This is a genomic window from Cupriavidus sp. GW822-FHT06G04 (assembly GCF_058799075.1).
Window position 1 is genome coordinate 188,781 of sequence record NZ_JBXALD010000003.1, and the last position, 16,838, is coordinate 205,618.

The 16,838-nt window shown below is 64.3% G+C and carries 17 protein-coding genes; 14 read left to right on the forward strand and 3 right to left on the reverse strand.

From position 1 onward, the window contains the following. Nucleotides 1-49: 49 nt before the first annotated feature. Both AC1RKI_RS08145 and AC1RKI_RS08150 read left to right on the forward strand, forming a co-directional pair. Nucleotides 50-556, forward strand: a complete 507-nt coding sequence (locus tag AC1RKI_RS08145; RefSeq protein WP_244787950.1) for a DUF3304 domain-containing protein — start codon at nucleotides 50-52, stop codon at nucleotides 554-556. A 2-nt stretch (nucleotides 557-558) separates the two neighbouring features. Further along, a complete protein-coding gene (locus AC1RKI_RS08150; protein WP_492796087.1) occupies nucleotides 559-2,097 on the forward strand; it encodes a T6SS phospholipase effector Tle1-like catalytic domain-containing protein in 1,539 nt (512 codons plus the stop codon). Here AC1RKI_RS08150 and AC1RKI_RS08155 read toward each other — a convergent pair. Continuing rightward, nucleotides 2,045-2,971, reverse strand: coding sequence for a LysR family transcriptional regulator (locus tag AC1RKI_RS08155; protein WP_492796085.1), 927 nt, complete (start codon nucleotides 2,969-2,971; stop codon nucleotides 2,045-2,047). The genes AC1RKI_RS08150 and AC1RKI_RS08155 overlap by 53 nt on opposite strands. A gap of 158 nt (nucleotides 2,972-3,129) precedes the next feature. On the opposite strand from AC1RKI_RS08155, the gene AC1RKI_RS08160 reads away from it, so the two are divergent. The 10 genes from AC1RKI_RS08160 (at nucleotide 3,130) to AC1RKI_RS08205 (ending at nucleotide 11,701) form a co-directional block, all read left to right on the forward strand. Continuing rightward, complete coding sequence (locus AC1RKI_RS08160) at nucleotides 3,130-3,933, forward strand: MetQ/NlpA family ABC transporter substrate-binding protein (protein WP_150980774.1); 804 nt, start codon at nucleotides 3,130-3,132, stop codon at nucleotides 3,931-3,933. Then, the gene (locus tag AC1RKI_RS08165; protein WP_492796082.1) at nucleotides 3,930-5,090 is read left to right on the forward strand and encodes a methionine ABC transporter ATP-binding protein; all 1,161 of its coding nucleotides are present in this window, start codon (nucleotides 3,930-3,932) and stop codon (nucleotides 5,088-5,090) included. The genes AC1RKI_RS08160 and AC1RKI_RS08165 overlap by 4 nt, the downstream gene beginning before the upstream one ends. Next, nucleotides 5,071-5,724: a methionine ABC transporter permease gene (locus AC1RKI_RS08170; RefSeq protein WP_227460981.1), complete on the forward strand. Its 654-nt coding sequence runs from the start codon at nucleotides 5,071-5,073 to the stop codon at nucleotides 5,722-5,724. Before AC1RKI_RS08165 ends, AC1RKI_RS08170 begins: the two co-directional genes overlap by 20 nt. 258 nt (nucleotides 5,725-5,982) lie before the next feature. Beyond that, complete coding sequence (locus tag AC1RKI_RS08175) at nucleotides 5,983-6,600, forward strand: BON domain-containing protein (RefSeq protein WP_492796080.1); 618 nt, start codon at nucleotides 5,983-5,985, stop codon at nucleotides 6,598-6,600. Between the two features lie 361 nt (nucleotides 6,601-6,961). Beyond that, entirely contained in the window at nucleotides 6,962-8,302 is a 1,341-nt protein-coding gene (locus AC1RKI_RS08180) for a short-chain fatty acid transporter (RefSeq protein WP_492796078.1), read from the forward strand. Nucleotides 8,303-8,351: 49 nt separating this feature from the next. Beyond that, nucleotides 8,352-8,648 carry a YciI family protein gene (locus tag AC1RKI_RS08185; RefSeq protein WP_061954028.1) on the forward strand — a complete coding sequence of 99 codons (297 nt, stop codon included), beginning with the start codon at nucleotides 8,352-8,354 and terminating at the stop codon, nucleotides 8,646-8,648. Between the two features lie 16 nt (nucleotides 8,649-8,664). Beyond that, on the forward strand, nucleotides 8,665-9,723 hold the full coding sequence (locus AC1RKI_RS08190; RefSeq protein WP_227460983.1) for a cyclase family protein: 1,059 nt from the start codon (nucleotides 8,665-8,667) through the stop codon (nucleotides 9,721-9,723). Between the two features lie 62 nt (nucleotides 9,724-9,785). Beyond that, a complete protein-coding gene (gene catC, locus AC1RKI_RS08195) occupies nucleotides 9,786-10,070 on the forward strand; it encodes a muconolactone Delta-isomerase (RefSeq protein WP_061954032.1) in 285 nt (94 codons plus the stop codon). A gap of 13 nt (nucleotides 10,071-10,083) precedes the next feature. Beyond that, nucleotides 10,084-10,863, forward strand: a complete 780-nt coding sequence (gene pcaD, locus AC1RKI_RS08200; protein ID WP_150980662.1) for a 3-oxoadipate enol-lactonase — start codon at nucleotides 10,084-10,086, stop codon at nucleotides 10,861-10,863. A gap of 55 nt (nucleotides 10,864-10,918) precedes the next feature. After that, entirely contained in the window at nucleotides 10,919-11,701 is a 783-nt protein-coding gene (locus AC1RKI_RS08205; RefSeq protein ID WP_492796075.1) for an ElyC/SanA/YdcF family protein, read from the forward strand. Between the two features lie 11 nt (nucleotides 11,702-11,712). Here the strand turns inward: AC1RKI_RS08205 and AC1RKI_RS08210 are convergent, their stop codons facing one another. Together AC1RKI_RS08210 and AC1RKI_RS08215 are read right to left on the reverse strand one after the other, a co-directional pair. After that, the gene (locus tag AC1RKI_RS08210) at nucleotides 11,713-13,308 is read right to left on the reverse strand and encodes an FMN-binding glutamate synthase family protein (protein ID WP_492796073.1); all 1,596 of its coding nucleotides are present in this window, start codon (nucleotides 13,306-13,308) and stop codon (nucleotides 11,713-11,715) included. Nucleotides 13,309-13,602: 294 nt separating this feature from the next. Beyond that, nucleotides 13,603-14,412 carry a sulfite exporter TauE/SafE family protein gene (locus AC1RKI_RS08215; RefSeq protein WP_492796071.1) on the reverse strand — a complete coding sequence of 270 codons (810 nt, stop codon included), beginning with the start codon at nucleotides 14,410-14,412 and terminating at the stop codon, nucleotides 13,603-13,605. 112 nt (nucleotides 14,413-14,524) lie between these two features. Between AC1RKI_RS08215 and AC1RKI_RS08220 the strand changes: the two genes are divergently transcribed. Both AC1RKI_RS08220 and AC1RKI_RS08225 read left to right on the forward strand, forming a co-directional pair. Beyond that, complete coding sequence (locus AC1RKI_RS08220; RefSeq protein ID WP_227460988.1) at nucleotides 14,525-15,295, forward strand: AraC family transcriptional regulator; 771 nt, start codon at nucleotides 14,525-14,527, stop codon at nucleotides 15,293-15,295. 61 nt (nucleotides 15,296-15,356) lie between these two features. Continuing rightward, nucleotides 15,357-16,739, forward strand: a complete 1,383-nt coding sequence (locus tag AC1RKI_RS08225) for an FAD-containing oxidoreductase (protein WP_492796068.1) — start codon at nucleotides 15,357-15,359, stop codon at nucleotides 16,737-16,739. Nucleotides 16,740-16,838 lie beyond the last annotated feature (99 nt).

A 16,838-nucleotide genomic window follows, 5' to 3' on the forward strand; every position in this document is an offset into this window, starting at 1 on the left:
TCACAGACTCCCACGACTCTGGGGTCAATTACACAAGAAAAGGAGAAGCATGACGGGATTTATCAAGGCGATCGTAGTGGCGGTTTGGTTGGTGATGTTGGGTGGATGTGCCATCGGGCAACCTCGCGGGTGGGTGGAGGCGTCGGCGTGGGCTGCGAACTATACAGAGGACTTCATCTATGACTTGTGGATTTACGCGGAAGACGGCAGGGATACGGGAGTCGGAAGTGTCCTCCTTAACGAATTTTCGAAAGGCGGAACGACGGGGAACATCTGCTGCGGCTTGATGCCGGGCGTGGGTCAGACCGTCAAGGTTGTCTGGCGTGTGGGTGGGCGTCGAGAAGAAAGGGCGCAGTGGAGGACGTATAGCCGGGATGTAGTGGTGAGCGGGACCATGCCAAAAGAGACGAAGACACATAGCTATGCATTGGTGCGATTCTTTCCCTGTCATGAAGTGGAAGTTGAGCTTGTGCCATCAGTCGATCTGGACCCCAGAAACCCACGCGTCGACAAGCTGTTTTCAGGTCAACGCGTGATGCGTCAAAAAGGGGAATGAGGATGCAGGACTGGTTCACAGACTCCCACGAGTCGTTTGCACGGACGGTTGAAACCATGATCGGACTATACGGCGGAGACTTCGAGGTATGCGCGACCTGCGAAGAACAACCTTGGTTCAGCTTCTTTTTTGACGGCACTGGAAATAATCGTGATCTTGATGAGCCACTGAACAAATTGTCCAACGTCGCTCGCCTCTACCTGGGGCATGTGAAGAAGAGCGAAGATCCGCTTATCAACGACTTCTACTACCCCGGCGTCGGCACGCCGCTCAATGCGAGCAATCCGACCTGGTGGGAAAGGCTGCGCGACAGCGAGGTGCTTGGCGGCGGTGCTGGTCTGGGCTGGGATGTACGCTTATCAAAAGCTGAGGAGAACATGAGTCTTGCTTTGACCGCCAACCACCGAGTCACCCGCATCGACATCGCCGTATTCGGTTTCTCGCGCGGTGCGACGTTGGCGCGCGCGTTCGTCAACCGGCTGCTTGCCAAATGCACGATGAAGGATGGTGTGCCGCACTGGCCGTGTGGGACCGCACTGGACGGAGAGTCCGCGCCGCTGCATATCCGCTTTCTCGGGCTGTTCGACACGGTGGAATCGGTCGGCCTGCCAGCGCATAACCTGAGCGACATGCTTGTGCATATTCCCGAACAGGTCGAGCGCTGCTGCCATATTGTCTCGGGCCACGAACTGCGTGCCTGTTTCCCGCTGACGCCGGTGGGCGACACGGCCGCAAGCTGCGAGGAGCTGGTTTTTCCAGGCGTGCACTCGGATATTGGCGGCGGTTATCGTCCCAATGAGCAGGGTCGATCTGATCTGCTCGGCCGCCTCGCGTTGAATCGCATGCGGCTGGAGGCGGTCATGTGCGGGGTGCCATTCACACCGCCCACGGAGTTGGCGAAAACAACCGCCGAGCTCTTCGAATACGACGAAGAGCTCAAATCGTTGTTCGATGAATACATGGCCACGATTGGCCGATGCAGCGGGATCGAGGATCAGGTCTTTCGGCACATGCGTCTTTTTTATGGCTGGCTGAAGGTGCGCTTTGGCCACGCGCCGTGCGATCTGTACGAGAACATGTGTTCGACGGATCCCGAAATCCAGGAAGCACTGCAAAGAATCCAGCAGTACCACGGACGCCTGAAGGTCGAGGCCGATACGATGAACTGGCGTTCCTATCTGACCCGGCTCTGGAACACCGACCGCAGCGAATACCTGCGCACGATCGAGACTGCGGGCGGGCGACGCGTGACAAACGAGCCGCTCTCCGAAGATGAACTGGCGTACTGGAAGGCGTGGTTGAATCCACCCGAACTGTCCGCGAATCTGATCCGATTCTTCGATCGGTATGTGCATGATTCGCGCGCCGGTTTTATCCGAATCGATGGTGGCGGATATTTGCTGCCACGCCAATTGGTCGCGGTCGCGTCGCCCGAAAGCGCGCCAGTGCCACCAAGCGACGGCGAAACGGCCGACCACGCCACTCCGATCAACCCGCGCTATTCCGCAGCGTATCAACCAGCAAGCTCATCGATGCAGTGACCGGCCGGCCGCGCCGCGTGATGATGCCGAACGGTCCAAGCTTGATCGGCAGGGGCAGCGGCAGCACCGTCAATGCGCCCAGTTGTGCGTAATAGTGCGCCACCGATTCGGGCAGCACGGCGATCAATTCGCTGTCGATCAGCAGCGAGGTGGTCATCAGCACTGCGGCGGTTTCGATCGTCGATGGCGGAGGCGCCACGCCCGCGTCTTCGAATGAGCGGTCCAGCAGCGCGCGCATCGGGCTTGGACGTGGTTGCATGATCCACGGGTAACGCGTCAGTTCGGCAAACTGTGGCTTGCGTTTGCGGGCCAGCGGGTGCTGCGGGCCGACCACGATCGCCAGGCCTTCGTCGCCGAGCTGCTCGAAATCGACGCTCGCGCTGTCCCACCCTTCGGGCACACGGCCCAGCACGATGTCGAGCTGGTCGCGCTCCAGCAGTGGCATCAATACGTCGCTGGTGTCCACCTGCACGGATATTTCGAGCTGCGGGTGGTCGCGGTTCAGGCGGCGGATCACGCCGGCCAGCAGGCCCGGCGTGGGGGCCATCACCGCGCCCACGCGCACACGGCCGGTCTTGCCCGATTCCAGCGCCACCAGTTCGTCGCGCAGCCCCGCCATGTCGGAAAAAACCAGCTTGGCATAACGCGTGGCGGCTGCGCCGAAGCGCGTGGCGCGCAGGCCGCGCGCGTGCCGCTCGAACAGGGCCACGCCAAGCAGGTCTTCCATGTCCTGCAGCATCTTGCTCACGGCCGGCTGCGACAGCGTCAGCGCGTCGGCGGCCTGGCGCAGCGATCCACGCTCTTCGATGGCCACCAGCAGGCGCAGGTGTTGCATCTTCAGGCGACTGTGCAGCGCAAAGACGGATGGAATCATGGGCGGCGGGGCATTGGGAGCGAGGGCCAGCCATTCTAATGCGCGCCCGCGCCTATCGATATACGCGCCAACCCGACTAAGCATGCTCGGAATCGTTCGTAGCGATGGCTACGCCGCCATGCTGGAATGGGCGCTCTGCAACCATCGATTCGCTCATCATGCTCAAGAAGGGTTTCCTGATTGCGTGGCTGGCCACGCTGACCATGGGCGCCGCGCACGCCGCGCCGCTGACGATCGGTGTCACGCCGGGCTCGCTGGCCGATTCCGTGCAAGTGGCGGCCGACGAGGCCCGCAGGCAGGGGCTCGACGTCAAGGTGGTGGAATTCACCGACTGGACCACGCCTAACGTGGCGCTGGCCGCCGGCGATCTGGACCTGAACTACTTCCAGCACCAGGCGTTTCTCGACAACGCCGTGAAGGAGCGCGGCTACCGGTTTCGCAGCGTTGCGGTGGGCGTGCTGCCCAATATCGGACTGTATTCGGCGCGGATCAAGCGGTTCGAGGACTTGAAGGAAGGCGCGCGCGTCGGTGTCGCCAATGACCCCGTCAATCAGGGGCGTGGGCTGTTGCTATTGCAGAAGGCTGGGCTGATCCGGTTGCGCGATGGCGTGGGTGCGCGCGGCAGCGTCAACGATATCGTCGCCAATCCCAAGAAGCTCCGCTTCGTGGAGGTGGAAGGGCCGCAACTGGTGCGGGCGCTGGACGATGTGGATCTGGCGCAAGGCTATCCGGCGCACTTCGTCAACGCGGGCAAGCCGCAGATCGCCGGGGCCGGCTTGTTGTATTCCGGCTTGGACGACAGCTATTTTGCGATTCGCTTTGTGACGCGGGAGAACAATGCCAACGACGCGCGCGTGGCGCAGTTCGTCCGCATCTATCAACAATCGCCGGCTGTGCGCAAACAGCTGAGCGCCTCGTTTGCCAATAACGACAAGCTTTACAGCCTGCCGTGGACCAAATGAAGCAGAACGACGCCGTGTTTGGCGCCCCGGCATGGTTGCGGCGGGATGGGGCCGCTGCACCCGCCGCCGCGCGCGCGCCAGCCCGCGCTGCGGCGCACGCGAGGGCCACGGCGCAAGCGCACGCCGGCGCCATCCGTTTCGAACAGTTGGGCAAGACGTACTCCAGCGCGGCCGGCCCGGTGCACGCGCTGCGCGATATCGACCTCGATATTCCGGCGGGGGCCATCTTCGGCATCATTGGCCGCAGCGGGGCCGGCAAATCGAGCCTGCTACGCACCATCAATGGCCTGGAGACGCCGACGCAGGGTCGGGTGCTTGTCGATGGCGTCGACGTCGCCACGCTGGCCGGCAAGGATCTGGTGGCCTTGCGGCGACGCATCGGCATGATCTTTCAGCACTTCAACCTGCTGTCGGCGCGAACCGTATGGGACAACGTGGCGCTGCCGCTCAAGGTGGCAGGGGTGCCGCGCGCGCAGATCGACGAGCGCGTGACAGAGGCGCTGCAGTTGGTTGGGCTGGAACACAAGGCGCACAGCTATCCGGGCCGACTGTCCGGTGGGCAGAAGCAGCGCGTGGGGATTGCGCGGGCCCTGGTGCACCGGCCCGCCATCCTGCTGTGCGACGAAGCCACTTCGGCGCTGGATCCGGAAACCACGCATGCCATTCTGCAATTGCTGCGCGATATCCACGCGCGCCTGCGCATCACCATCGTGCTGATCACCCACGAGATGCGCGTGATCCGCGAGATCTGCGATACGGTGCTGGTACTTGAAACGGGCGCCGTCGCCGAATGCGGCCCGGTCTGGCAGGTGTTCGGCGATCCGCGCCACGATGCCACGCGCGCGCTGCTGGCGCCCATGGCGGCGCGCTCGCCCGACGACCTGACACTCCACGCGACGCCGCAAGGTCCCGGCAACTGGCATCGCGTACTGGAACTGCGCATGACCGGCGCGCACCGCGCTCCAGATCTGGCCGCGCTGTTGCATGGGCTGGGCGCTGGCGTCCGGCTGCTGCAGGGCGGCATCGACCGCATCCAGGGCCATACCCTCGGGTCATTACGCGTGGCGGTCCCGGTGTCGCGCGAAGGCGCCCCCGCGCTTCCGGCTGTGCCGGATGCTCACATTACGGAGCTCGGCTATGTCTGCGATGCCGCTTGAGCGATTGTGGCTGGCGCTGCTCGATACGCTGATCATGGTGACGGCGTCCGCCACGTTTGCCGTGCTGGCCGGGCTGCCGCTGGCGCTGCTGCTGATCGTGACGGCACCGGATGGCCTACGGCCCGCGCCGCGTCTGCATCGGGTAATCGGCGCGGTGGTGAACGGTTTCCGGGCCACGCCGTTCATCGTGCTGCTGGTGGCCCTGCTGCCGTTTACGCGGCTGGTGGTGGGCGTCACGATCGGCGTGTGGGCTGCCGTGGTGCCGCTGGCGATCAGCGCCACGCCGTTCTTTGCGCGTATCGCCGAAGTGAGCCTGCGCGAGGTCGATCGGGGACTGGTGGAAGCGGCGCAGGCAATGGGCTGCGAGCGGCGGCATATTCTCTGGCATGTGCTGTTGCCCGAAGCGCTGCCCAGCATCATCGGCGGCTTCACGATCACGGTCGTGTCGCTGATCGGCGCATCGGCCATCGCCGGCGCGGTTGGCGCGGGCGGACTGGGCGACCTGGCGATCCGCTACGGCTACCAGCGCTTCGACACGACCACCATGGCCATCGTGATCGTGATCCTGATTGCGCTGGTAACTGGTGTGCAGGGCGCGGGCGACTGGGCGGTCAGGCGGCTGAGGGCGCGATAGAAGGGATGGGCGCGATGGCGGCTCGCATCGGCCATGGCGTTGAAGCAGAGTGCGGTGCGAGGTGGTGGTTGCGATGTGCCGCTGCCGCCCCGCCAGTAAATCTTCCACGACGAATCGAACCTACATGCGGCGCGGGCCGGGCCAGGTGCCTCAGGTGCCGTCAGCGTCGCATCTGGCGAGGAATGGAATTTGCGTGCGGCTGGCGACAGTAGGCATCGAAAAATCCGCGATCGATGCCATCGAATACTGGAGAACGCCATGTCCAAACACAATCGATGGTTCCGCCCCGGCGTGCGCAACGAAGGCAGCGATTTCGCCGTTCATGACCAGACGGAGGATTTCGGTGGTCCCGAATCTTACCCGCGCCCGTGGGTGGACACGCGGCGCGAGCGGGTCGGCCATCCCGACGCGCATGCGCGCGTGTCGCCAGCCGCCTACGGCATCGCCGAGGACGGTGGCCTGCGCACTGCGCCGGGCCGCGCTGGCTGGCATCGCGCAGCGGACGTCAACTGGCAGGATCGGCACGAGGACGGCGCGCTGCGTCATCGGCCCAGCTTTGGAGGCCGACCGGCGAGCGTGCCGCGCGAATCCGACCGGGGTTACGACGATGCGCCATATCGATCCCGGCCGGTCTGGCCCAAGGGATACGAACGTGCGGACCCGCGCATCTGCGACGACGTCTGCGAGCGCCTGGCCGACGACGTGCGTCTGGACCTGCGCGAGGTAGAGGTGAACGTGGCGGGCGGCGTGGTCACCCTGACCGGCGAGGCGTGCGACCGTAACCAGAAGTTGCGCATCGAGGAGATTGCAGACCATGTCGCCGGCGTGAAGGACGTCGACAACCGGCTGCGCGTGCGGACATCGCGATCCGAATGACGATGCCACACGCTGCCAGCACGCCGATTGCACCGCTTCCACCCCAGTCGCTCATCGGCCAAACCTTTCAACGCGCTCTGTTCTGTGCGGATACCGGCTATGCGTTGACGCCACTTTCATAACGATTGGTGCATCGCAAAATCCCCCAGCCCCGAAGTTTTCGGGGCTTTTTTCATGCGCGCGTTGCCTGTGTTGCGCTGCATCGCAACATCGAATCATTGCTTTCAATGAGCTTAATGCGGCGATTTATCACCTTGACATTGCGTCCTGCGAAGTCTTACGCTGCCGACCTTGTATAGAAGACGTTCGCATATAGAACGCGGGTTCGATATGCGGTCATTTCGAATTTAGGAGACACGCCTTGAACAAGGTCGCCGGGTTCTTTACGGAACTGATGCGCCGGTATTTGCCGGACCCCTTTGTATTTGCCATCGGCCTCACGTTGTTGAGCATGGTGATGGCTATGCTGGTGGAAGGCCAGGGCGCCAGCGCGGTCATCATGAACTGGGGCAAGGGGTTCTGGAACCTGCTTTCGTTCACCACCCAGATGGCCGTGATCCTGGCGATGGGCTATGTGCTCGCCACTGCGCCGCTGGTGGACCGATTCCTCGACAGCATCGTGGCGCGCGTGCAGACGCCGCGCGGCGCCATCATCGTCGCCACACTGGTGGGAGGTATCGGCAGCTATCTGAACTGGGGCTTCGGTCTCGTGATCGGCGGCATCATCGCGCGCAAGCTGGCGCTCAAGGTCAAGGGCGTGCATTACCCGCTGATCATCGCATCGGCGTACAGCGGCTTCACGATGTACGGACTGGGTCTGTCGGCCAGTATTCCGGTGCTGATCTCCACGCCGGGCCATCCGATGGAAAAGCTGATGGGCGTGATCGCGCTGAAGGACACGATCTTCTCGACGCCGATGCTGCTGACCAGTCTCGCCGTGATCGTCACGCTGCCGCTGCTCAATGCGATGCTGCACCCGCGCGATACCCGCGACGTGGTGGAAATCCGCCAGGAAAATATCGCCGAAGACGGTCCCGCGGCAGGCGGCCATAGCATGGGCATCGAAAACACGCTGGCCGCTCGCATGAACAACAGCCGCGTACTGAGCCTGCTGATCGGCCTGTGCGGCATGGCGTACGCGGTGCTGTACTTCACGCAGGGCGGCACCCTGGACCTGAACCTGATCAATTTCCTGATCCTGTTTATCGGCGTGCTGCTGCTGGGCACGCCCGCCAACTACGTTGCCAAGCTCAACGAAGGCATCAAGACGATTTCGGGCATCATCCTGCAGTATCCGTTCTATGCGGGCATCATGGCGGTGATGGCGGGCTCGGGACTGGTCGATACCATCTCGCGCGTGTTCGTCGATATCGCCACGCCCCAGACGCTGCCGTTCTGGGGGCTGGTCAGCTCGTTCGTGATCAACTTCTTCGCGCCGTCGGGCGGCGGGCACTGGGTGATCCAGGGGCCGTTCATGATCGACGCGGCCAAGGCCATTGGCAGTTCGGTGGCGCAGACGTCGATGTCGGTGATGCTGGGCAATGCCTGGAACGACCTGGTGCAGCCGTTCTGGATCCTGCCGGCGCTGGCGCTGTCCCGGCTCAAGCTCAAGGACGTGATGGGCTACACCGTGATCATGATGTTCTGGGTAGGCGCGATCTACATCGCGGCGCTGCTGGCCTGGGGCATGCTCACGCACTGACGTAGCGTCGTACCGCCATACCGCAGCCAACTGACAAGGAGACTTTCGCATGCCGTATTTCATCGAGACGTTCGACAAGCCCGATCATCAGCACGTGCGCCAGGCCAACCGGCCCGCGCATCTCGATTTCCTCGCGGCCAACAAGGCGCTGCTGCTGGCCTGCGGCGCCAAGCTCAACGACGACGGCACGGATGGCGGCGGCGGCGTCTACATCGTCGACGTCGATTCTCGCGAGGCCGCGCAGGCGTTTATCGAGCGCGATCCGTTCCATACGGCCGACCTGTTTGCGCAGGTGAAGATCGTGCGTTGGCGCAAGGCTTATCTGGACGGCGTTTGCCACATCTGAAGCGCGGACGGCAGTCATGAAACGATGGAAGCAACGGCCCGAAGGCGCCAATTGGGGCGACTTTGGCGATGACGACCAGCTAGGCCGTCTCAATCTGATCACCGCCGAGCGCGTGCGCGCGGCCGCGCAGGAAATCCGCACCGGCCGCACGTTCTGCCTGTCGCTGCCGCTCGATTTGCCGGGCGGCAACGTGCTGAATCCGCGCCGCCATCCGCCGGTGTTGCGCCCGACGTTCCGAGACGACGTGGCCTATGTGAATTTTCCGCTGGCCAAGGTCGATCCGCGCGCGCTCGATGTGCTCAGCGACGATCAGGTACTGCTGTCGATGCAGTACTCGACGCAATGGGACTCCCTGGCGCACGTCGGCGCGTTGTTCGACGCCGACGGCGATGGTGTGGCCGAACGCGTCTACTACAACGGCTTTCGCCCCAACACCGATATCGTCGGCCCGGTGGACTACGCGGAAGCCGATGCATTCGCGGCGCATCCGTGCGGGCATGATCACAGCCACGCCGACGCGCTCGGCATCGAGACATTCGCCGCGCATGGCATCCAGGCCCGCGGCGTGCTGGTCGATCTGGCCGAGCACTATGGCCGTGAATGCCGCACGGTCGGTTATGACGACCTGATGCGTGTCATCGATGCAGACGGCCTGTCGGTCGGCAGCGGCGATGTTCTCGTGCTGCGCACCGGGTTTGCCGAAATGCTGGTCGAGATGGCCGGCAAGCCGGACGCCGAGCTGCTGCACAACAGTTGCTGCGCGCTCGACGGGCGCGACGAGCGGCTGCTGCAATGGATCACCGATTCGGGCATCGCAGCCATCGCGGCGGACAACTATGCCGTGGAGCGCTTTCCGGCGCGCGCGGTGGCGGCAGACAAGGGCCCGGTGCCAATGCTGCCGTTGCATCACCATTGCCTTTTCAAACTGGGTTTGCCGTTGGGCGAGCTCTGGTATCTGCGCGACCTGGCGGCGTGGCTGCGTGCCGAGCGCCGTCATCGCTTCTTTCTGTCGGCGCCGCCGCTGCGCCTGCCCGGCGCGATGGGATCGCCGGTCACGCCGGTGGCCACCGTCTGATGTCCCGATGTTTTCGTCGTCCCCCGATCCACACGATCCATACGATCCAATAGGAGCCTGCCATGCTGTTCATGGTTGAAATGACCGTCCGTATCCCCCAATCGCTCGACCCGCAAGTGGCAGAGAAGATCAAGGCTGACGAAAAGGCGTATTCGCAGCAGCTGCAACGCGAGGGCAAGTGGCGTCATCTGTGGCGTGTGGCCGGCCTGTACGCCAACGTCAGCATCTTCGATGTCAAGGACGCCGACGAGCTGCATGCGCTGCTGACTGCGCTGCCGCTTTATCCGTACATGGAAATGAAGGTCACCGCGCTGGCGCAGCACGGCTCGGCAATCGCCCAGAACTGAGGAGAGGATCGCCATGCCGTTTGCCGAGCTTTCCGACGTCACGCTGCATTACCGGCTCGATGGCGACGAAAGTCTGCCGGTGCTGATGCTGTCCAATTCGCTGGGCACCAGCTTCGAGATGTGGCAGCCGCAGATTGCCGCGCTGACGCAGCACTATCGCGTGCTGCGTTACGACACGCGTGGCCATGGTCAGTCGTCGGTTACCGAGGGGCCGTACAGCATCGCGCAACTGGGCGGCGATGTGATCGCGCTGCTCGATTACCTGAAGCTTTCGCGTGTGCATTTCTGCGGCCTGTCGATGGGCGGCATCACCGGGATGTGGCTGGGCCTGCACCATGCGGATCGCCTCAACAAGCTGATCCTGTGCAATACCGCCGCGTATATTGGACCGCCGGAAAACTGGACCAACCGCGCCGCAGCCGTGCAACGCGATGGCGTGGCATCGATTGCCGCTGCCGTGGTCGACAAATGGCTGACACCCGATTTCGCCGCGCAGCAGCCGGAACTGGTGCAGCACCTGCGCACGATGCTCGGTGCTACCGACGCGCGCGGCTATGCAGCCAATTGCCTTGCTGTGCGCGATTCCGATCTGCGCGAGCAGATCCAGCGCATCGTCACGCCGACGCTGGTGATTGCCGGATCGGGCGATATTCCCACGCCGCCCGCCGATGGACGCTATCTGGCCGACACCATTCCCGGTGCGCAGTACGTGGAGCTGTACGCCGCGCATCTGTCGAACCTGCAGCAGGTGGACGGTTTCACGCAAGCGGTGCTGAAGTTTCTGGCTGCCTGATGGCCGATCGGTTGTAGCATCGTCGCCTGACTGATTTCGCGAGGACAGGTTGGCGATGGGCTTCAGAGGGTGGCAGTGGACGATGGCGTTGCTGGGCGTGGTGCTGCTTGGCGACGCCATTGCCTTGATGGGCTTGGGGCTGTTCAATTTCGGCGTGGTGCTGCCGGCGCTGATCGGCGTGGCCGCGCTGTGGCTGGCGTGGCGCTGGCACGCGTTGGCGCGCTGGCGAGCCGCGCGGCCGCATAGGCAATGGCTGTGGCGCGCGGGCTGGATTGGCTTTGCCGTCTGGCTGGCGACGGTGGCGCTGTTCTTCCGTTTCATCGGCGGCCGCATCGACGCGCCGGCCGAACGCACTACCGGTGCGGCGGCCATCGTCGTGCTTGGATCGGGCACGCCGCATTGCACGGCGTCGCCCACGCTGGCGGCGCGGCTGGACAAGGCGCTCGCACTGGCACAGCGGATGCCCGCGATTCCGGTCGTCGTCAGCGGCGGTCAGGACTTCGGCCTGCATTGCAGCGAAGCCGACGTGATGGCGGACTATCTCGTCGCGCGCGGGATCTCGCCGCAACGGCTGGTGCGCGAGGATCGCAGCACCAGCACCGACGAGAACCTGCGGTTCAGTCGCCAGTTGCTGGCTGCTCAAGGCATCGACGCCAATGCGCCGCTGCTGTTGGTGACCAGCGATTTTCATGTCATGCGCGCCGAGCGCATCGCACGCAAGGCCGGATTGACCGCCGTAACTGGCGTCGCCGCGCCCACACCGCTTTATCTGCGCTATAACGCGTGGCTACGCGAATATTTCGCGTACATCAGCGGTTGGCTGCTGCGCGAATTCTGAGCGCCGGCCGCTCAGGCCGGCATGCCGAAGCGATCGGCCCGCGCCATCGGCCAGTATTTCTCCCACAGGCTGAAGCGCAGGTTGCCGTTGACCAGATCGCCGGGCTGCAGGAAATCGAACAACTCGGACATCGGCTTGACCTCGCTCGGCGATACGCGCCTGACGATATGATGCGGCGTCAGTTCCGCCGGCGAATGCAGGCCGGCGGCCTGCAGCAATTCCTGTAGCGCATGCACGGTGTGGCGATGGAAATTGGCCACGCGTTCCGCCTTGTCCGGCACCACGATGGCGCGCTGGCGAACCGGATCCTGTGTGGCAACGCCCACCGGGCAGCGGTCCGTATGGCATTTCTGCGCCTGCACGCAGCCCAGCGCGAACATGAATCCGCGCGCGGCGTTGCACCAGTCCGCGCCCATCGCCAGTGTGCGTGCGATATCGAATGCACTGATCAGCTTGCCGCTGGCACCGATGCGGATCCTGCTGCGCAGATTTGCGCCGACCAGCGTGTTATGCACCAGCAGCAGGCCTTCCTGTAGCGGCACGCCGATGTGGTCGACAAACTCCAGCGGCGCCGCGCCGGTGCCGCCCTCGGAGCCATCCACGACAATGAAGTCCGGCAGGATGTTCGATTCCAGCATGGCCTTGACCACGCCGAAGAAATCCCACGGATGGCCGATGCACAGCTTGAAACCGGTGGGCTTGCCGCCAGACAGGTTGCGCAGACGATCGACGAACTGCAGCAATTCCAGCGGCGTGGAGAATTCGCTGTGCGCCGCGGGCGAAACGCAATCGACGCCCATCGGCACACCGCGCGTGGCGGCGATTTCCGGCGTGATCTTGGCCGCGGGCAGCACGCCGCCGTGTCCGGGCTTGGCGCCCTGAGACAACTTCACCTCGATCATCTTGACCTGCGGGTCGGCCGCCTGCCGCGCAAACAGTTCGGGATCGAAGCTGCCATCGGCGCGCCGGCAACCGAAGTATCCCGACCCCAGTTCCCAGATCAGGTCGCCGCCCTCGGCGCGGTGATAGGGCGAGATCGATCCCTCGCCGGTGTCATGCGCAAAGCCGCCGATTTTGGCGCCGCGATTGAGCGAGCGGATCGCATTCGCGGACAGCGCGCCAAAGCTCATCGCGGACACGTTGAACACTGACATCGAATAGGGCTGCGCACGGTCGGCGCCCACCGTCACGCGGAAATTGGCCGATGCGATGCGCGTGGGCGCCAGCGAATGGCTGATCCATTCGTAGCCGGGACGCTTGACGTCGAACTCCGTGCCGAACGGGCGGCTGTCGACTTCGTTCTTGGCGCGCTGGTACACCAGACTGCGCTGCGCGCGCGAGAAGGGCGCCTCCGAGGTGTCGTCCTCGATGAAGTACTGCCGGATTTCCGGGCGAATGAACTCCAGGAAGAAGCGTGCGTGACCCCAGATCGGGTAGTTGCGCAGGATGGCATGGCGTTGCTGCGTCATGTCGCGCACGCCCAACAGGCACAGCGCAAGCGGCGCCGCCGCCCACCACCACGACAGGCGATGTGTGGCGGCCAGACAGACAAGAACAATCAGGCCGCAGGCCGACAAGGCCAGGGCGCCGTAACGACGCTCGATCATGGGGAGACTCGTTCGATTTTTGGATAACCCCGGATGATGGCGCTTCGGTAGGGCAATGTGAAGTCTCTGCGCTGGGATTCGCTGTTTCGGAAATGGGATAAATAATGCTATTAACCGCCATGCGTTTGACGAAACCATGAAGACGCGGCGCTTCTTATGAAGCGTCGCGTTTTTTAGCGACATGACGAGGCTCCGATAATCCCCAAAGAATTGCCAGCGCTTGTTCTTCTCGACTGGGCCGCGGCCGAATTTGCGCGGCGCAACGCGACACCGATGCAATGTCTGCGGTCGCGCTCAGACCAGCAGCATTACCAGCAGCACGACGGCCAGCAGCGCAACATAAACAATCGCATGGATGCGGTCAGGAATCCGGCCGATAAACGGACTTGCCAGCCGGATGCCGGCCCACGATCCCAGCGCCAGCGTGGCAAACGCCATCACGTCGACATAGCCCGCGTGGCCAGGGCCCAGCGCGGCACCCTGCCGCCATGCCAGCGCGACATAGGTGACTGTGCCCGCGATTGCCATCGGCAGCGACAGCGGGTTGGCCATGGCAGTGGCCTGCGTCATGGTTGCGCCGCGTCGCCGCATCAGCGGCACCGTCATCACGCTGCCGCCGACGCCCAGAAACGACGCGATGGTGCCGATTGCGACGCCGATGGCGGCCGTGGCGCCGCGTGACATCGGCGGCGCGGCCTCCGGCGATCCGTTCATAAAGCCGGGGCGCAGCGTGCTGTCCAGGATGGTGATTGATAAATAGCCGACAAAAGCCCAGCGCACCCATGCGCCGCTGAGCCAGGTTGCCGCGGCCGCGCCAAGCACGGCGCCCACGGCGATATAGCCACCGAGCATGCGTGCCTGGCTCCAGTCGACATTGCGCGCGCGATGATGGCGCCAGGTTGCCAGCGAAGCGCCGAAGATCATCACGCATGTGGAGGTTGCAACCGCGATGTGCATGGCCGCGGCACCTGCCGCGCTGTCGGGACCGTGCAGTGTCCTGAGCATGGCGTAGAGCAGTGGCACCACCACAAAGCCGCCGCCGAAGCCGAACAGCACGGTTGTCACACCCGCCAAGCCACCGCAAGCCAGCAATACCGCATACATAGCGTCTCCCAAGTTGTTTCGAGCCGTCACGATAGACGCTGCGGCGCTGGCCGGCCTGCGAATGATGGACAATAATCTTCGTTCTTCAGCCAACCAGAGCGGATCGCCCCCCATGCTCAACATCGCTCTCGACAGCGTCGACGACAGCCCTTGCGCGGCGCTGGCCATTGGTACCGACTATGCGTTTGGCACGATGCTGGACACCCATCGTCACCGCCGCGCGCAGTTTCTCTACGGCATGAGCGGGCTGATGGAAGTTGGGACCGACGACGGCGCGTGGGTGGTGCCGCCGTACACGGGCGTGTGGATTCCGCCCGAGACGCCACATCGCGTACGAATGAATGGCGTCAGCACGCGCAGTGTCTACGTGCTGCCGCAAGCGTCGCCGCGACCCTTCGACGGTTGTGAAGTGCTGGTGGTCAGCCCGTTGCTCCATGAATTGCTGCTGGCATCGGCCGGCGTGCCGGCCCACTACCGCCCGCAAAGCCGCGATGGCGCGCTGATGCGGCTGATTCTGCACGAGCTGGCCGCCGCGCCGACACTGCCGCTGTTTGCGCCGATGCCAAGGCATCCGCAACTGGCCGAGCTTTGCGCCGCGCTGCTGGCCAGGCCCGACATCCGTATGTCGCCCGACGACTGTGCGCGGCAGCTAAACATCAGTCCACGCACCTTCAGCCGGTTGTTCAGGCAGCAAACGGGCATGGCGTTTGGCGCGTGGCGCCAGCAGGCGTGCCTGCTGGCGGCATTGTCGCGCCTGGCGGCGGGCAACTCGGTCACCGCCGTCGCGCTCGACCTCGGGTATGACAGCCCCAACGCGTTTTCCACGATGTTCCGCAAGGCGCTGGGCGCACCGCCGTCGGCCTTTCAGCCCGGCTCCCGCTGAAAACCGACGCGCGCGATGGCGCTTCCTATAATCGATCGACCACCATCTGCCGGAGTGCTCGATGCCCGCTTCCGATCACTTTGACGCCATCCTGATCGGCACCGGTCAGGCGGCGCCCGCGCTGGCCGGTCGACTCGCCGCGGCCGGCATGTCGGTCGCCGTGATCGAGCGCGATCTGGTGGGCGGCACCTGCGTCAACGTGGGGTGCACGCCGACCAAGGCCATGGTGGCGAGTGCCTATGCGGCGCGCATGGCGGCGCGCGCCGCCGAATATGGGGTGATGCTCGACGCAATGCCGCGCGTCGACATGCAAGCTGTGCGTGCGCGCGTGCAGGGCATCGTCGCCAATAGCCGCAATGGTCTGACGCACTGGATCGAGGGCATGCCCCGCACCACGCTGATACGCGGCCACGCGCGTTTCGAAGATGCGCACACGGTGCGCGTGGGCGACCGGACGCTCAGCGCGGAGCGCATCTTCATCAATGTCGGCGGACGTGCGTCGGTGCCGGAAGCGATTCACGGTTTGCCGCAGACGCCGCACCTGACCAACGTCGACATGGTGTCGATGGCTCGCGTGCCGCGCCATCTGGTGGTGATCGGCGGGAGCTATGTCGGCCTGGAATTCGCGCAGATGTTCCGGCGCTTCGGCGCGGACGTCACCGTAGTGGAACGCGGTGCGCGGCTGATCGCGCGCGAGGACGAGGAGGTATCGCTGCAGGTGCGGCAGATACTCGAGGCCGAAGGCGTGACGATTCGCACCGACGCGAACTGCATCACGGTCAGGCCGAATGCAGATGGCGTCGAAGTGGGCATCGACTGCGAGGCTGGCGAGCCTGCGGTGATCGGCAGCGACGTGCTGGTGGCGGTGGGACGCCAGCCGAATACCGATGACCTGGGGCTCGACAACGCAGGTATCCGCACCGATGCGCATGGCTACATCGTGGTGGACGACCAACTGCGTACCAGTGTCGAGGGCGTCTGGGCGCTCGGCGATTGCAATGGACGCGGCGCGTTTACCCACACGGCGTACAACGATTTCCAGATCGTCGCGGCCAATCTGCTCGATGGCGAACATCGCTCGGTGGCCGACCGCATTCCTGTCTATGCGCTCTACACGGACCCACCGCTGGGACGCGTCGGCATGACCGAGGCGCAGGCACGGCAGGCGGGGCACAACGTGCGTATCGGCAAGCGTCCGATGACGCGCGTGGCGCGTGCGGTGGAAAAGGGCGAGGCGCAGGGCTCTATGCGCGTGGTGGTGGATGCCGATACGCAGCGCATCCTGGGCGCCGCGATCCTGGGCCCCGGCGGTGACGAGGCCGTGCACGCGATTCTTGCCACGATGGCTGCCGATTCGCCCTACACGCAACTGGCGCGCACCATGGCCATTCATCCCACCGTGTCCGAGCTGATTCCGACCATGCTCGGCGAACTGTCGCCGTAGGCCGCCGCACTGGCATTCGGCCGGGGCGCCGCAGCACCTGTGCGCGCGCCGAACAACTGCTGTGCGGGCCGCGCCGTTGTTGCGGGACCGGTGCAAACC

What these genes read in the sequence shown, in the direction of transcription:
- pcaD (WP_150980662.1), top strand. Translation starts at nt 10,084, where the DNA reads ATGCCGTTTGCCGAGCTTTCCGACGTCACGCTGCATTACCGGCTCGAT.
- AC1RKI_RS08155 (WP_492796085.1), bottom strand. Translation starts at nt 2,971, where the DNA reads ATGATTCCATCCGTCTTTGCGCTGCACAGTCGCCTGAAGATGCAACAC.
- AC1RKI_RS08225 (WP_492796068.1), top strand. Translation starts at nt 15,357, where the DNA reads ATGCCCGCTTCCGATCACTTTGACGCCATCCTGATCGGCACCGGTCAG.
- AC1RKI_RS08215 (WP_492796071.1), bottom strand. Translation starts at nt 14,412, where the DNA reads ATGTATGCGGTATTGCTGGCTTGCGGTGGCTTGGCGGGTGTGACAACC.
- AC1RKI_RS08220 (WP_227460988.1), top strand. Translation starts at nt 14,525, where the DNA reads ATGCTCAACATCGCTCTCGACAGCGTCGACGACAGCCCTTGCGCGGCG.
- AC1RKI_RS08150 (WP_492796087.1), top strand. Translation starts at nt 559, where the DNA reads ATGCAGGACTGGTTCACAGACTCCCACGAGTCGTTTGCACGGACGGTT.
- catC (WP_061954032.1), top strand. Translation starts at nt 9,786, where the DNA reads ATGCTGTTCATGGTTGAAATGACCGTCCGTATCCCCCAATCGCTCGAC.
- AC1RKI_RS08165 (WP_492796082.1), top strand. Translation starts at nt 3,930, where the DNA reads ATGAAGCAGAACGACGCCGTGTTTGGCGCCCCGGCATGGTTGCGGCGG.
- AC1RKI_RS08145 (WP_244787950.1), top strand. Translation starts at nt 50, where the DNA reads ATGACGGGATTTATCAAGGCGATCGTAGTGGCGGTTTGGTTGGTGATG.
- AC1RKI_RS08170 (WP_227460981.1), top strand. Translation starts at nt 5,071, where the DNA reads ATGTCTGCGATGCCGCTTGAGCGATTGTGGCTGGCGCTGCTCGATACG.
- AC1RKI_RS08190 (WP_227460983.1), top strand. Translation starts at nt 8,665, where the DNA reads ATGAAACGATGGAAGCAACGGCCCGAAGGCGCCAATTGGGGCGACTTT.
- AC1RKI_RS08185 (WP_061954028.1), top strand. Translation starts at nt 8,352, where the DNA reads ATGCCGTATTTCATCGAGACGTTCGACAAGCCCGATCATCAGCACGTG.
- AC1RKI_RS08210 (WP_492796073.1), bottom strand. Translation starts at nt 13,308, where the DNA reads ATGATCGAGCGTCGTTACGGCGCCCTGGCCTTGTCGGCCTGCGGCCTG.
- AC1RKI_RS08160 (WP_150980774.1), top strand. Translation starts at nt 3,130, where the DNA reads ATGCTCAAGAAGGGTTTCCTGATTGCGTGGCTGGCCACGCTGACCATG.
- AC1RKI_RS08205 (WP_492796075.1), top strand. Translation starts at nt 10,919, where the DNA reads ATGGGCTTCAGAGGGTGGCAGTGGACGATGGCGTTGCTGGGCGTGGTG.
- AC1RKI_RS08175 (WP_492796080.1), top strand. Translation starts at nt 5,983, where the DNA reads ATGTCCAAACACAATCGATGGTTCCGCCCCGGCGTGCGCAACGAAGGC.